Annotated in this window: 10 protein-coding genes; 4 read left to right on the top strand and 6 right to left on the bottom strand. The window is 62.9% G+C overall.

Features of this window, described 5'->3' with window-relative positions; translation table 11 throughout:
- Positions 1-62 precede the first annotated feature (62 nt).
- The 3 genes from IB277_RS02735 to IB277_RS02745 all read left to right on the top strand — a co-directional run bounded on the left by IB277_RS02735 (position 63) and on the right by IB277_RS02745 (position 5,201).
- Positions 63-761: a response regulator transcription factor gene (locus IB277_RS02735; RefSeq protein WP_034789385.1), complete on the top strand. Its 699-nt coding sequence runs from the start codon at positions 63-65 to the stop codon at positions 759-761.
- Positions 758-2,164, top strand: coding sequence for a HAMP domain-containing sensor histidine kinase (locus IB277_RS02740; RefSeq protein ID WP_090294664.1), 1,407 nt, complete (start codon positions 758-760; stop codon positions 2,162-2,164). The genes IB277_RS02735 and IB277_RS02740 overlap by 4 nt, the downstream gene beginning before the upstream one ends.
- 82 nt (positions 2,165-2,246) lie before the next feature.
- Complete coding sequence (locus IB277_RS02745; protein WP_192370709.1) at positions 2,247-5,201, top strand: bifunctional [glutamine synthetase] adenylyltransferase/[glutamine synthetase]-adenylyl-L-tyrosine phosphorylase; 2,955 nt, start codon at positions 2,247-2,249, stop codon at positions 5,199-5,201.
- 59 nt (positions 5,202-5,260) lie between these two features.
- On the opposite strand, the gene IB277_RS02750 is transcribed toward IB277_RS02745, so the two are convergent.
- Both IB277_RS02750 and pepN read right to left on the bottom strand, forming a co-directional pair.
- Positions 5,261-7,588, bottom strand: coding sequence for a PAS domain-containing sensor histidine kinase (locus tag IB277_RS02750; RefSeq protein WP_060604093.1), 2,328 nt, complete (start codon positions 7,586-7,588; stop codon positions 5,261-5,263).
- Between the two features lie 182 nt (positions 7,589-7,770).
- Entirely contained in the window at positions 7,771-10,419 is a 2,649-nt protein-coding gene (gene pepN / locus IB277_RS02755) for an aminopeptidase N (protein ID WP_110818467.1), read from the bottom strand.
- A 429-nt stretch (positions 10,420-10,848) separates the two neighbouring features.
- Here pepN and IB277_RS02760 point away from each other — a divergent pair, with 429 nt between their 5' ends.
- On the top strand, positions 10,849-11,787 hold the full coding sequence (locus IB277_RS02760) for a DMT family transporter (protein ID WP_060516200.1): 939 nt from the start codon (positions 10,849-10,851) through the stop codon (positions 11,785-11,787).
- An 8-nt stretch (positions 11,788-11,795) separates the two neighbouring features.
- On the opposite strand, the gene IB277_RS02765 is transcribed toward IB277_RS02760, so the two are convergent.
- From IB277_RS02765 to IB277_RS02780, 4 genes are all read right to left on the bottom strand, one after another.
- The gene (locus IB277_RS02765) at positions 11,796-13,088 is read right to left on the bottom strand and encodes an MFS transporter (protein WP_060516199.1); all 1,293 of its coding nucleotides are present in this window, start codon (positions 13,086-13,088) and stop codon (positions 11,796-11,798) included.
- 197 nt (positions 13,089-13,285) lie between these two features.
- Positions 13,286-13,441, bottom strand: coding sequence for a hypothetical protein (locus IB277_RS02770; RefSeq protein ID WP_089043881.1), 156 nt, complete (start codon positions 13,439-13,441; stop codon positions 13,286-13,288).
- Positions 13,442-13,515: 74 nt separating this feature from the next.
- Entirely contained in the window at positions 13,516-13,692 is a 177-nt protein-coding gene (locus IB277_RS02775; RefSeq protein ID WP_089043882.1) for a hypothetical protein, read from the bottom strand.
- 178 nt (positions 13,693-13,870) lie between these two features.
- Positions 13,871-14,755, bottom strand: a complete 885-nt coding sequence (locus IB277_RS02780; protein WP_110818586.1) for a uracil-DNA glycosylase family protein — start codon at positions 14,753-14,755, stop codon at positions 13,871-13,873.
- Positions 14,756-14,765: the final 10 nt, after the last annotated feature.

The raw sequence follows: 14,765 nt of genomic DNA on the forward strand, positions 1-14,765 counted from the left end.
AGCACTCGCCAACCCGGTTGTCGAAAGTCGAAACCGGTTGAGACAGACAGGGGTCCGGGACTATGGTCGCGCGTATGAAGATTCTCATCATTGAAGACGATCTCGAGGCGGCAGCCTATCTGGCGAAAGCCTTCCGCGAGGCGGGCATCGTGTCCGATCACGCAAGCGATGGCGAGAGCGGCCTGTTTATGGCCAGCGAGAACAATTACGACGTTCTCGTGGTGGACCGCATGCTGCCGCGTCGAGACGGTCTCTCTGTCATCACCGAGCTTCGTCGCAAGGACATCCACACGCCGGTGCTGATCCTGTCGGCGCTCGGCCAGGTGGATGACCGGGTCACGGGTTTACGCGCCGGCGGCGACGATTATCTGCCGAAACCCTACGCCTTCAATGAATTGCTCGCCCGTGTCGAGGTGCTTGGGCGCCGCAAGGGCACGCCCGATCAGGACATGGTTTACCGCGTTGGCGATCTGGAACTCGACCGCCTTTCGCATTCCGTGCGCCGGCAGGGAAAGGAAATTCCCCTGCAGCCGCGCGAATTCCGCCTGCTCGAATATCTCATGAAGAACGCCGGCCAGGTCGTCACCCGCACCATGCTGCTGGAAAACGTCTGGGACTACCACTTCGACCCGCAGACCAACGTCATCGACGTGCATGTCTCGCGGTTGCGCTCGAAGATCGAGAAGGATTTCGATGTGCCGCTGCTGCGCACGGTGCGCGGTGCCGGCTACATGATCAAGGATGACCGGGCGTCCGCATGAGCAAGCTTCGCGTTCTCTTCAGAACGACCGCAGTCCGGCTTTCCGCCCTCTACCTCATTCTTTTTTCTCTCTGTGCTGCCTTTCTCGTCTTCTACGTCACCGGCATGTCGGAGCGGCTGCTGCAGCAGCAGACCCGTGACGCGGTCACCGCCGAGGTGGCGCAGATCGAGCAGGTCTATAGCCGCGCCGGCATGAACGGCCTGTTGCGCTCGCTCGAGCGGCGGGCACGCCAGCCGGGAGCCAATCTCTACGTGATTGCGGGACCGAGCGGCGAAATCCTCGCCGGCAACGTCGCGAGCCTGGAGCCGGGCCTGCTCGACAGCGAAGGCTGGACCGAACGTCCCTTCGCCTATCAGCGCTATACGGACGAGAGCAAGAAGGACACCCACGTGGCTCTTGCCCATGTGCTGGTGCTCGACAATGGTCTGCGCATTCTTGTTGGCCGCGACCTGCAGGAGCCGCAGAAGTTCCGCGCCCTTGTGCGCCAGGCCCTGATGGTGGCGCTCGGCGTCATGGGGCTTGGCGCCCTCGTCATCTGGTTCGGCATCGGCCGCAACGCCTTGAAGCGCATCGACCGCATGTCGGAGGCGAGCACCAAGATCATGGCCGGCGATCTGTCGCAGCGTCTGCCGATGAGCGGCTCCGGCGACGAGTTCGACCGGCTGTCGGAATCACTGAACGCCATGCTCAGCCGCATCGAGAAGCTGAACGAAGGGCTGCGGCAGGTCTCCGACAACATCGCTCACGATCTGAAGACGCCGCTGACGCGGCTGCGCAACAAGGCGGAAGCCGCACTTTCCCGCAAGGGCACGAGCCAGCGCGGTGCGCTCGAGGAGATCATCGGCGAATCCGATCAGTTGATCCGCACCTTCAACGCGCTTCTGATGATTTCGCGCGTCGAGGCCGGCTCGTCCGTCGCCGAGATGAGCGACATCGACCTTTCGCAGATCGTCGCCGATTGCGTCGAGCTCTACGAACCGGTGGCCGAAGATGGCGGTCTGAAACTTGAAGCCGAAATCGCCCAGGATCTCGTGATTTCAGGCAACCGCGAACTGGTCGGCCAGGCCCTCGGCAACCTCATCGACAACGCGGTCAAGTATGCCGATGGCGCCGGGAACCCTCTGATCAAAGTCTCGCTCGAAAAGCGCGAGGGGAATGTGTTGCTGTCGGTTGCCGATCATGGAGCGGGCATCCCCGCAGCGATGCGCGACGAGGTGATCAAGCGTTTCGTTCGCCTGGATGAGAGCCGGTCCAAGCCTGGCACCGGCCTTGGCCTGTCGCTGGTCGAGGCCGTCATGGAAATGCATCACGGCGCGCTGCATCTCGCCGACACCGTTCCTTCCGCCGAAGATGGCGCCAAGGGGCTGACGGTTCAGATGGTTTTCCCGATGACTGCAACCTGATAGACCGGTTTTGGGAGAACGAGGTGGAGTGAGGCAGCGCGCAGTTGTTCCGCGCCGTCCGCTCCGGCCAGAGGGAGACGGCATGCAGGAACAGGTGCAGCAGTGCTGGGCGATCGAGACGACGCCGATCCGTCCGGCGACACAAGCCGATGCCAAGACAGCGCTTTCGGTCTTGAAGGATATGGCCAAGGGTCATGAAAAGGTCGCAAGCCTGCTTGCGTCCGAAACGCAGTTCAAGACCTTCATCGTCTCGGCCTTTGCCCTTTCGCCTTTTCTTCGCGACACCGGCGACAGTCGCCCCGCCATTCTCGAAGAGCTTCTCTCGACCGATCTCACGACTTTCCTGAGCGAGCGCGTGCGCGGAGCCCGCGATGCCTGGAAGCCGAATGAAGGCGGCGCGGCATTGCCGGATACCGAGATCATGGCGCGGCTCAGAAGGGCCAAGCGCGAACTTGCCTTCGCCGTCGCTCTCGCCGATCTCTCCCGCCATTTCGACGGGCGCGAGACCACCCGTTGGCTCAGCGAATTCGCCGGTGCGGCCGTGTCGGCGACGATCGACCATCTGCTCCTGAGCGCGCATGAGAGCGGCAAGCTTAAGGTCAAGGATGTCGCAAACCCGAGCGCCGGTTCCGGCGTCGTCGTGCTCGGCATGGGCAAGCTCGGCGCCTTCGAGCTCAACTATTCCTCCGATATCGACCTCGTTGTCTTCTACGATCCGCAATCCGGCATCATCGTCGATCGCGACGATGCCTCGGAAACTTTCGGCCGGCTGTTGCGCCGCCTGATCCGCATCCTGCAGGAGCGCAGCGGCGACGGATACGTCTTCCGAACCGACCTGCGCCTGCGCCCGGATCCGGGCTCGACGCCGCTCGCGATCCCGGTAGAAGCGGCGATGCTCTATTACGAGGGCAGGGGGCAGAACTGGGAGCGCGCCGCCTTCATCAAGGCGCGGCCGGTCGCCGGCGACATCGAGGCTTGCGAGCACTTCCTCAAGGATCTGGTCCCCTTCGTCTTCCGCAAGTATCTCGACTATGCGGCGATCGCCGACATTCATTCGATCAAGCGCCAGATCCATGCCCACAAGGGGCACGGCGAGATCGCGGTCAAGGGCCACAACATCAAGCTCGGCCGCGGCGGCATCCGCGAGATCGAGTTCTTCGTCCAGACCCAGCAGCTGATTGCTGGTGGCCGCATGCCGGACCTGCGCCAGCGCGCGACGGAGCCTATGCTGCGGGCGCTCGTCAAGGCCGGCTGGATCGACGAAGAGACGGCTGACGAACTCGTCGAAGCCTATTGGTTCCTGCGCGATGTCGAGCACCGGATCCAGATGGTGCGCGACGAGCAGACGCATGTCCTGCCCGAGACCGAAGCGGAACTGAAGCGCATCGCCTATATGCTCGGCTTCGAGGATACAGCCGCCTTTTCCAAGGCCCTCTCGCGCGTGCTGAAGACCGTCGAGCGTCGCTACGCTCAGCTTTTCGAACAGGAAGCCAAGCTCTCGACCGAGACCGGCAACCTCGTCTTCACTGGCCAGCGCGACGACCCGGACACGCTGGAGACGCTGAAGAAACTCGGCTTCCAGCGGCCGTCGGACATCTCCCACACGATCCGCACCTGGCACTATGGCCGCTACCGCGCGACACAGTCGGTGGAGGCGCGCGAGCGGCTGACAGAGCTGACGCCGGAGCTGCTGCGGGTTTTTGGCGAAAGCCGCCGCGCCGACGAAGCGCTGCTGCGTTTCGACAATTTCATCTCCGGCCTGCCTGCCGGCATTCAGCTGTTCTCTCTGCTCGGCAACAATCCGGGCCTCCTGTCGCTGATCGTCAATGTCATGTCGTCGGCCCCGAGGCTTGCCGAAATCATTGCCGCGCGCCCGCATGTCTTCGACGGCATGCTCGATCCGGGCCTGCTCGCCGAATTGCCGACGCGGGAGTATCTGGCGCCACGCATCGCCAACTTCGTCGGCGGTGCTCGCCATTATGAGGAGGTGCTCGATCGCCTGAGGATCATAGCCGCCGAGCAGCGTTTCCTGATCGGCATTCGGCTCCTGACCGGCGCGATCTCGGGCGCGCAAGCCGGCCGCGCCTTTACCGATCTTGCCGACCTCATCATCGCCGCGGCGGTAAAGGCGGTTGAGGATGAAGTTCGCTCCGTTCACGGCGATTTCCCTGGAGGCCGTATCGCCGTTGTCGGCATGGGCAAGCTCGGCAGCCACGAGCTGACGGCGGGATCCGACGTCGATCTGATCCTGCTCTACGATTACGACGAGACGGCAACCGAGTCCGACGGCGCCAAGCCGCTTGATCCGACGCGATACTTTACACGGGTGACGCAGCGCCTGATCGCCGCACTTTCCGCGCCGACGGCGGAAGGCATCCTTTACGAAGTCGATATGCGGCTTCGTCCCTCCGGCAACAAGGGGCCGGTCGCAACCAGGATCAACGCCTTTGCTAAGTATCAGCGCGAAGAGGCCTGGACGTGGGAGCATCTGGCTCTGACCCGGGCGCGCTGCATCTGCGGCGATGACCGGCTGATGGCCGAGGCCAACGGGATCTTCGCCGAGATCCTCGAGCGCAAGCGCGATGTTTCCAAAGTCAGCGCCGACGTGATCTCCATGCGCGAGATGATCGATAGCGAGAAACCGCCGAGCGACATCTGGGACTTCAAGCTGATCCCGGGCGGTCTCGTCGATATCGAGTTCATCACCCAGTATCTGGCGCTCGTAGCGCCGGCCAAGGGCGTTCAGCCGCTGACATCAGGCACCAACACCGCCGACGCGTTGAAGCTGCTTGGTGATGCGCTGATGAACCCGAACGATCTCGATGTTGCGCTGGAAGCGCTGCATCTTTTCACCGAATTGTCCCAGATCGTGAGGCTCTGCATAGAGGGCGAGTTCGAGCCGAAGGAAGCGCCGGCGGGCCTGATCGATCTCGTCTGCCGGGCAGGGGACTACCCGGACCTGAAAACCTTGGAGGGGGACGTTCGCAGGCTCTCCAAAGCCGTGCGCCGTGTCTTCCAATCGGTCGTTTCAGTGTGAGGGAGGGCAGCGGGTAAACGGACGGCGCGTGGAAGACCGCGCGCTGCTCCAGACCCGCTTTAACCGCGGTCCGGAATCCTGACCGAGATGATGGTCCCGACATTCTCGGTCGAGTGTATTCTCATGCTGCCGCCGTGCAGGCGGGTGAGTGAGCGCGAGATCGCGAGCCCGAGGCCGGATCCGCCCTTGCTCTTGGCGTACTGGCTCTGCACCTGTTCGAAGGGCTGACCGATCTTCTGCAATGCGTCGCGCGGAATGCCGATGCCGGAATCGGCGATCGTGAGCGTCACCGCGCCCGTCACCTTGCGTGCCCGAAGCGAAATCCGCCCGCCCTCATTGGTGAACTTGACCGCGTTCGAAAGCAGGTTGAGCAGCACCTGCTTCATGGCGCGGCGATCGGCGACCATGGTGAGGCCCGACGAGATCTGCTGCACGACGTGAATGTTCTTCTGCTCCGCCGGTATGGTGGTGAAGCGCAGCGTCTCCTCGATCAATGGCGCAAGGTCGATCGTCTCGCGGCTGATGCGCATGTGCCCGGCCTCGATCTTCGACATGTCCAGGATGTCGTTGATGACGTTGAGCAGATGTTTGCCGCTTTCGTGGATGTCGCGTGAATACTCGTTGTACTTCTCCGAGCCGAGCGGCCCGAACATCTGGTTCTGCAGGATTTCCGAGAAGCCGAGGATGGCGTTGAGCGGCGTGCGCAGCTCATGTGACATGTTCGCGAGGAACTCGGACTTGGCGCGGTTGGCCGCCTCCGCACGGTCCTTCTCCGCCTGGTAGTTCGAATTCGCGACCGAAAGCTCGGTCTTCTGCCGCTCCAGCGTCATTCGCGAGGCCGAGAGGTCGCCGATCGTCGCCATCAGACGCCGCTCGGATTCGCGCAGGCGCACCTGGTGCCGCTTCAGAAGCGTGATGTCGGTGCCGACGGAGACAAGGCCGCCGTCGCGTGTGCGCCGCTCGTTGATCTGCAGCCAGCGCTCGTCCGCAAGCTGGACTTCGCTCGTCTGCGACTGGTTGCTGTGATCCGGGTCGGCGATCCGCCGCTCGACCACCGGCCGTGCTGCCGCCGTATGCACGGCTATGCGTTCGGTGCCGGGCACCAGGACGTGGTCCGGAAGCTTGTAGGCCTCCTGGAAGTGGGTGTTGCACATGACGAGGCGGTCGTGCTTGTCCCAGAGCACGAAGGCCTCGGAGGTACATTCGATGGCGTCGGCGAGCCGCTGGTCGGCCTCCGCATAGCGCTGCGCAAGACGATGCTGTTCCGTCACGTCCATGGCGATGCCGATCAGATGCGCCCGGCCCGAGGCCGTGCGGATGATCTCGGCGCGGGCCCGTAGCCACACATAGTGACCGTCCGCATGCCGCATGCGGAACACCTGGTCGATCTGGCGCGCGTCGCCACGCGCGATCGTGCGCGCCACGCTGTAGATGCCGTGATCATCCGGATGCATCAGCCTTGCGGCGTCACCGAAGGAGAGCACGCTGCTTTCGCCCGGCATGCCGAGCATTTCGTACATCGAGCGCGACCAGAACAGCCGACGGTTGGCAAGATCGAAATCCCAGAGGCCGCAACGGCCGCGCGAGAGCGCCGTCTCGACCCGCAGGTTCGATTCGGCAAAGACCGAATCGGCGTCGCGGGCACGCTTGGCCTGGATGTAATAGGCGTAGAGCACCATCAACAGGATCGCCGAGATACCTGCAAACAGGGTGACGTTCAGCGAAACCTCGTCTCGCCAGGTCGTTTCGAGCTGGGTGACCGGCGTTGCGGCCAGCACGACGCCAGCCGCATCGGGCAGCTGCGCCAGCGCCACGATGTGGTCGGCGCCTGCGATCGCCGTCTTCATGACGCTCGAATGTTCGCCGAAATATTGCAGCGTCGCGATGTCGGGCGCGGCCGCAGCGAGCGTGCGGCCGATGAGCGGTCCACCGCCTTCCGTGCTTGCAAAGATCCGCCCGTCCTTGCGCACCGCGAGGATGAACGTTCCGGGATCGAGCATACCGGTCGGCAGAAACTGGCTGAAGCGTTGCTCCGCCTCGGCACGACGGCCCTCATCGAACAGCGCGACTCCGTCCGTCTGGAAGGCGGCGACGGCGATCGCCGCCGCAAGACCGACGGTCTGGCGCGAACTTTCCTCCATGCGGGCGTGCTCGTCCATGATGCTGGACATGCGCGAAACCGCAACGATGATCAGGAATGCAATGATCAGGATCGGGATGGAGCGCTTGAGAACAGGCTCCGCGTTTGCCAGGCGGCGTGAAGCCGGCCCGGCAAAGATCTTCGCCTGCGAGATAAACTCCTGCTCCAGGCCGGTAACGCCTGGAAGCTTGAGTCGCAACCGCCCGTCGGCTGCGCTCGCTGGTCGCGCGTCCGCCATCTTTCCCAATTGTCTAAACCCTCTGATGATTCGGCGCGCCGCTCGCCCGAATCTGACTCAATGAATCACAGGGCGATTCGCCTTGTCCAGAGGCACTGGTAAAGATTTGTTAACCATTTCTTATCGTTGGAAAATAATAGGCCGGGTCGCGTTAGCGACCCGGCCCCAGGAAAATCAGGCTTTGGCGATGCTCAGGCCTTGAGCATGCGCTCGACGATGTCACCGACATCGGCCGAAAGTTTCGACGCGCCGGCGATCTCTTTCAGCGCCTTGCGGGCATGCCCGGCACGTTTGTCCTCCAGCGAACGCCAGGAGCGCATGGAGGTCAGGATGCGAGCCGCAAGTTGCGGATTACGCGGGTCGATATCGAGGATCTGGCGCGCGAGGAAGCGGTAGCCTTCGCCGTCAGCGCGGTTGAACGCGGTCGGGTTGGCGAAGGCATAGGTGCCCACCAGCGAGCGCACGCGGTTCGGATTGTTGCCGTTGAACAGCGGCTCGTTCATCAGCGCCTTGATACGATCGAGCGTTCCAGCGCCCGGGATCGTCGCCTGCACGGCGAACCATTTGTCGATGACGAGCGCGTTGTCGGCGAAACGCTTGCGGAATGTTGCAAGCGCGTCTGTCGCCTCGGCCGAATCCGGGAAGCGGTGCGCCAGCAGCGCCAGCGCATGGCTGAGATCGGTCATGTTGTTGGCGGCCGCAAAGGCCTTCGCGGCACGTTCAGGGCCTTCATCGGCCTGAACGAGGTAGGTGAGCGCGCTGTTGCGCAGTGCTCGCCTGCCGGCGCTTGCCGCTTCCGGGCTGAACCCGCCGCTGGAGACGAGTTCGTCGGAGAGTTTGAGGAAGGTGTCGCGCCCGGCGGTCGCAACCGCTGTCAGGATCTGCTGGCGGGCCGCGTGGATCGCGTCCGGATCGTTGTTGGTGCCGATCTCGCGGGCGATATCGGATTCGCTCGGCAAGGCCAGCGCCTGCGAACGGAAGGCCGGCTCCAGGCTGTTGTCGGCGGCGGCCCGTATCAGGCCGTCGATCAGCGCCTTGTCCGAGGTGACCGGCTTGCCGGCGCGGACATTCGCCGTCGCCTCGACGAGATTGCCAAGCGCGATGGCGTTGAGCGCCTGCCAGCGGGCGAAGAGGTCGCTTTCGTGATGCGCGATCAGCGCCAGATCGTCGGCATTCTGCTCGATATGCAGGTTGACCGGCGCGGAGAAGCTGCGGTTGAACGACGGAACCGGGCGCGACGGGATGCCCGAGAAGACCACCGTCTGATTGCGCTCCGTCAGATGCAGGACATCGTCGGTCATGTCGGCGCCGGAAACAGCGGCAAGGGCGGCTTCGCTGCCGTCTTCGAGCAGCAGACCCATCTTCAGCGGAATGTGCATCGCTTCCTTGGCGCTCTGTCCGGGCGTGGGCGGCACGGTCTGTTCGAGCGACAGGGTGAAGGTCTGCTTGGCGGCGTCATAGGCGCCCGAAGCGGTGACCAGCGGCGTTCCGGCCTGGTGATACCAGAGCGCGAACTGGCGCAGATCCCGACCGCTTGCCGCCTCGAAGCAGGCGACGAAATCCTCGATCGTCACCGCCTGGCCGTCGTGCCGGTCGAAATAGAGATCCATACCCTTCTTGAACAGATCGCGGCCGAGGATGGTCGCGATCATGCGGGTGACTTCCGATCCCTTTTCGTAGACGGTCGTCGTGTAGAAGTTGTTGATTTCGCGGTATTTCGTCGGGCGCACCGGATGGGCGAGGGGACCTGCATCCTCCGGGAACTGTTCCGACTTCAGATGCCGCACTTCGGCGATGCGCTTGACCGCGCGTGAGCGCATGTCGGCGGAGAACTCGTGGTCGCGGTAGACCGTCAGGCCTTCCTTCAGGCAGAGCTGGAACCAGTCGCGGCAGGTGATGCGGTTGCCGGTCCAGTTGTGGAAGTATTCGTGCGCGATGATCGCCTCGATGTTGGCGTAGTCCGCATCGGTCGCCGTTTCCGGGTCCGCAAGCACGTATTTGTCGTTGAAGATGTTGAGGCCCTTGTTCTCCATGGCGCCCATGTTGAAGTCGGAGACGGCGACGATCATGAAGATGTCGAGGTCGTATTCGCGACCAAAGGCCTCTTCGTCCCACTTCATCGAGCGCTTGAGCGCATCCATGGCATAGGAGGCGCGAGGCTCCTTGCCGTGTTCGACATAGATCTTCAAGGCAACGTCGCGGCCGGACATCGTTGTGAACGTATCCTCGACCACGCCGAGGTCGCCGGCGACCAGCGCAAAGAGATAGCTCGGCTTCGGATGCGGATCGAACCAGGCGGCGAAGTGACGGCCGTCGCCCATGTCGGCGCCGCCGAGATAGTTGCCGTTCGAAAGCAGGAGGGGAGACGACTCCTTGTCGGCGATGATGTTGACCGTGTAGACGGCAAGTACATCGGGACGATCGGGGAAATAGGTGATGCGGCGGAAGCCTTCGGCCTCGCACTGGGTGCTGTAGACGCCGTTGGTGCGGTAGAGCCCCATCAGCTGCGTATTGGTCTCGGGCGAAAGCAGGGTGGTGATGGTGATTTCGAACGGGGCGGTTTCGGGCAGGCCGCGGATCGTCAGCGTATCGTCGGCGACATCGTAGAGCGTTGCGGCGAGTTCTTCCTGGTCCAACAAAAGGCCGGTCATGGTCAACTCGTCGCCATCAAGCACGAGCGGCGCGGCACTGTCGACACCTTCGCGGCGATGGAAGATCAGCCGGGCCTCGACCTTGGTCTCCTTCGGATCGAGCTCGAAGGTCAGATCCACTCTCTCCAGAACGAAGTCGGTCGGCCGGTAGTCTTCCAGATGAATGATCTGGCCAGTATTTGTCCGCATGGTCAGTCCCGCTTGCACCGTTCTACTGGAGAATTTGTAGAGGGTGCCTGTGATGGTGAAAAGGCCAAGGGGCGAAAAGCTGGGCTGTGCCACACGATTGTGATGCCGGCGACCGCACTTCCGACAGAAAAGACATGGCGCCCGTTATTCTTCCCGCTCCCTTATCGGACCGATGTGTATCGAAGTGGGACTAACAAGACATGAATTGGAAAGGTTTTTTTCGGGGCAGCTAAAGAAAAGCCGGCCGCCCTACTGTCGAAGGTTAATCGATCAAGAAAAAACGTCATTCATCACGAAGTTTGATCCGACTTTCGAGAAAAGCGTCGCTAAGGTGGCCCGGTCCTGCAGCGGTGCTCTCCGCTGAAAAATCTCCAAACCAGCCCGCGTGCCAGCTGATCGCCGGTCAAGGCTGTTCGAAAAGTGCCCTCAATGGATGCGGAAGTCGAAAGCCCGATGAAGGGGATCCTGCTCAAGGTCCTTTCAGTCGTCATTTTCGTTTGCATGTCTACGCTGATCAAGGCGGCCGGAAACGAGATCGCCACCGGCCAGATCACCTTCTACCGCTCGGCCTTCGCCATGGTGCCGATCCTCGGCTATCTCGCCTTCCGCGGACAGCTGCGCGACGCCTTCAAGACCGAAGATTTTACCGGCCATATCGCTCGCGGCTTCGTCGGCATTCTCGCAATGAGCTTCGGTTTTTACGGCCTCGTACACCTGCCGCTGCCTGAAGCCATCGCCATCGGCTATGCCATGCCGCTGATCGCCGTCGCCTTCGCCGCGATTTTTCTAGGCGAGTCGGTGCGGCTCTACCGTTGGTCGGCCGTTGTCGTCGGGCTGGTCGGCGTGATGATCATCACCTGGCCACGGCTGACCCTTTTTCGCGAAGGCGGCTTCGGTTCGCTGGAGGCGCTGGGCGCTGCTGCTGTGCTGGTTTCGGCGGCCCTGGGCGCAGTTGCCATGGTGCTGGTACGAAAACTCGTCAAGAATGAGCGCACCCACACGATCGTGCTCTATTTCTCGCTGTCGGCCTCGGTCTTCTCTCTCGCGACCTTGCCCTTCGGCTGGCCGTCGATCTCGCGCGAGGCCTTCCTGTTGCTGATGGTCGCCGGTTTCTGTGGCGGTGTCGCCCAGATCCTTTTGACCGAGAGCTATCGCCATGCCGACATGTCGACCATCGCACCGTTCGAATACACTTCGATCGTGCTCGGCCTGATCATCGGCTACTTCCTGTTCGACGATATCCCGACGGCCGCCATGCTCGTCGGCACGGCCATCGTCGTTGGCGCAGGCATCTTCATCATTTTCCGCGAACATCGGCTTGGCCTCGAGCGCCGGGGCGCTCGCAAGCATGTGACGCCGCAGGGCTGAGCCACGGCCTACGGCCGCGGGTTTTCCCAGGCCGGAACCGTATCGTCGTCGATCAGCGGTTCCTGCGCCGCCTGCTGGGCAGCCGGGCTCGTCACATCAGGGCCGGGCGTCGGCATGACGCTCGTTGCCTGGAAGTCGGTCTTGACGACGAGCCCCTTGTGCTGCTCGCGCCGCAGAATGCGCCAGGCTGCATAGCCGCCATAGAGCGCGAAGTAGACGGCAAGGACGAGAAACAGCGCCGCCGGGCCGAAACGATCCATGACCGGACCGACCATCAGCGGGCCGGAAATCGTGCCGAGCCCGTAGGTGATCATCAGGCCCGAGGATGTTTCGACATACTCGTTGGGTTTGGCGAGATCATTGGCATGGGCGACGTTCAGTGCGTAGATCGGGAAGAGCACCGATCCGACGAAAGCGGCGATGATGTAGAGAACGGCGGGCTGGCTGCCGATCGATGCCGACATCACCAGGCACGAGATGACGCCGACGATGCCGCAGCCAACCATGACGATGCGCCGGTCGATCTTGTCGGAGAGACGTCCGATCGGGATTTGCGAGAGGGCGCTGCCGGTCAATAGCGAGGCGAGCAGTGTCGCGCCTTCCGCCGTCGAAAGTCCGATCTTCTGGGTGAAGACACCGCCGAGGTTCAGCCAGGCGCCCGAGAGCGCGCCGGCGAGAAAACCGCCGACGACGGCGACCGGCGAGCGGCGGAAGAGGGCGGGGATATCGAACTTCGCCTGTGCCGGTGGCGCCGGCATGGGGGAGGAGGAGAGCGCCGTCGGCAATAGCGCCAGCGAGAACAGCACGCTGCAGAGCATGAACAGCGACGTGTTTGTCGGGTCGCCGAGCGGCACCATGTACTGCCCGCCGATCGTGCCGACCATCGTCGTGATCAGGTAGAGCGAAAAGAGCAGGCCGCGGTTCTCGTTGGTAACGCGCTCGTTGAGCCAGCTCTCGATGACGAGATAGCTGCCGGAGATGGCAAAGCCGGCAATGGCACGGAACACAATCCAGAGGCGCCAGTCGACGATGAGGCCGCAGAGCAGGATAGCGATGGAGAGCAGCGTGATCAGCGCGGTGAAGACGCGCACATGGCCGACACGCAGCACGAATTTCGGCGTGACGACGCAGGAAAGGGTGAAGCCGACCGTATAGCCGGTGGCGATCACCGAGACCGTCAGCGTCGACCAGTTCTCGGCGACGGAACGCACGGGGATCACATAGCTCTGCAGGCCGAAGCCGACCATCATGAGCAGGGTCGACACCATCAGGCTGAAGACGGAAGCGAGGCTGGCCAGCATCGGCGCTCCTGGAAACGTGGCGCTTCGTCATTTGTCCGATGACAAGCAAACGCAGATGGAGCGAGGAACGGTCTGGCAGGGCCGGATGAGCCTGACACTCCTTAGTCGGGACGAGTGTGGCTCTATCCAGTTTTTTACGCCCTGTCGATTGCGACAGGCGATGGCAAAAAGGCGGTGCTTATACCTGCGGGCAGCAGTCAGTTCGGCAGCAACGGGCTCACGGCCGTGCGATGGGCGCGGCGTGCATCCTTCTTGGTGCTGAGAACGGTATATTCGCGCGAGGCGCGCACGGCCGTACCGATGTCGGAGATCGAATCGAGCAGGACCTTGAGGCTGGCAATCGGCTTGGTCATGGGTTCGTTCCTTTCTTCGTGTCGGGTCAATCGATGCGTCACGCGATACGCAAAAGCCGCGTATCGCGTGGGGATCAGCGCTGGATGAAGTCGGCGAAAATCTGCGCCGGACGGGTGGTCCGGGCGAGGCCGATCGCGGTCATCTGCTCGTTGGCTGCCGTGCCAAAGCGGTTGAACGGCGTCCGGTAAGCAGCGCCAGTGTGGCGGAGCGTCTCAAAGCTGCTGTGGATCGGACGAAAGCGGGCAGTCATGGTTCAATTCCTTAAATTCCATTCCTCCCGTGCCAGTATATTGCGCTGCAACATAACGTTTTGCAATGCGTCAAAATGCGCCGCTGATATGCGCAAACCGCATGGCTTTCTTCATTCTTTGTTCATGAAACGGGCAAGCGGCCGGGAGCACGATCCGGGCAGGGCGCTTTCCTTAGGATCAGCCGTGAATGCGGGCCTTGAAGGCAAGCAGGTCCTGCCAGGCGAAGCGCTTGTTGATCGGCGCCGTCACCAGGTCCTGCGGATGCAGGGTGGCAAGGGTCGGCACATTAATGCCGCCGATCGCAAGCTCGCGCCATTCGCCGCGAAGCTGGTGGATCGTGTCGTTGCCGCCGAAGAAGAAACGGGCGGTGAAATTGCCGAGCAGCAGCAGATGCTTAGGCTCTGCCAGCGCGATCTGGCGTTCGATGAAGGGTCGGCAGATATCGGCCTCGCGCGCCGTCGGCACGCGGTTACCCGGCGGGCGCCAGGGCACGATATTGCTCAAGAGCACGCTCTCGCGCGTAAGACCGATGCCCGCCATCATCCGGGTCAGCATCTCGCCGAGGCGGCCCGCAAAAGGCTGGCCGTCGCGATCGTCGTCGGCATAGGGCATCGGGCCGACGATCATGATGCCGCTTGCCGGATCACCCTCGGCAAAGACCAGATTGCGGGCGCTGTTCCTGAGATTGCAGCCGGCAAAACCTTCCATCGCAACGCGGAGCTCGGCGAGCGACCGGGCCGTTTCGGCGGCAAAGCGCGCCTCTTCGATCGCCTGCGCATCGGGGATGGCGACCGCAGGGGCGTTCGCGACTGGGGCAGGTGCGCGGGAAGGGGTGGGAGCAGCGGCCGCCGCTGTCTGGCGCGCCGTCGGTTGCGAAGCGGGTGCCTCCGCCCGGTTGCTGGTTGCCGCCACGCGGGCGTTGCCGCGTGCTGCCTTCATCGCCTCGAACTCGGCGAAACGGTCGACCGGTTCCTCTTCCAGCAGCCATTCGACGCCCGCATCGCCGTGGAAGGCGAGAAGGGCGGCAAGCTGCGCCGGAGAAAGGTCGTTGGCGGAAATCATGGCCGCCAAC

It is taken from the genome of Ensifer sp. ENS07, from assembly GCF_014852185.1.
GTDB classification, from domain to species: Bacteria; Pseudomonadota; Alphaproteobacteria; order Rhizobiales; family Rhizobiaceae; genus Ensifer; species Ensifer adhaerens.

What these genes read in the sequence shown, in the direction of transcription:
- IB277_RS02745 (WP_192370709.1), top strand. Translation starts at nt 2,247, where the DNA reads ATGCAGGAACAGGTGCAGCAGTGCTGGGCGATCGAGACGACGCCGATC.
- IB277_RS02780 (WP_110818586.1), bottom strand. Translation starts at nt 14,755, where the DNA reads ATGATTTCCGCCAACGACCTTTCTCCGGCGCAGCTTGCCGCCCTTCTC.
- pepN (WP_110818467.1), bottom strand. Translation starts at nt 10,419, where the DNA reads ATGCGGACAAATACTGGCCAGATCATTCATCTGGAAGACTACCGGCCG.
- IB277_RS02735 (WP_034789385.1), top strand. Translation starts at nt 63, where the DNA reads ATGGTCGCGCGTATGAAGATTCTCATCATTGAAGACGATCTCGAGGCG.
- IB277_RS02770 (WP_089043881.1), bottom strand. Translation starts at nt 13,441, where the DNA reads ATGACCAAGCCGATTGCCAGCCTCAAGGTCCTGCTCGATTCGATCTCC.
- IB277_RS02760 (WP_060516200.1), top strand. Translation starts at nt 10,849, where the DNA reads ATGGATGCGGAAGTCGAAAGCCCGATGAAGGGGATCCTGCTCAAGGTC.
- IB277_RS02740 (WP_090294664.1), top strand. Translation starts at nt 758, where the DNA reads ATGAGCAAGCTTCGCGTTCTCTTCAGAACGACCGCAGTCCGGCTTTCC.
- IB277_RS02775 (WP_089043882.1), bottom strand. Translation starts at nt 13,692, where the DNA reads ATGACTGCCCGCTTTCGTCCGATCCACAGCAGCTTTGAGACGCTCCGC.
- IB277_RS02765 (WP_060516199.1), bottom strand. Translation starts at nt 13,088, where the DNA reads ATGCTGGCCAGCCTCGCTTCCGTCTTCAGCCTGATGGTGTCGACCCTG.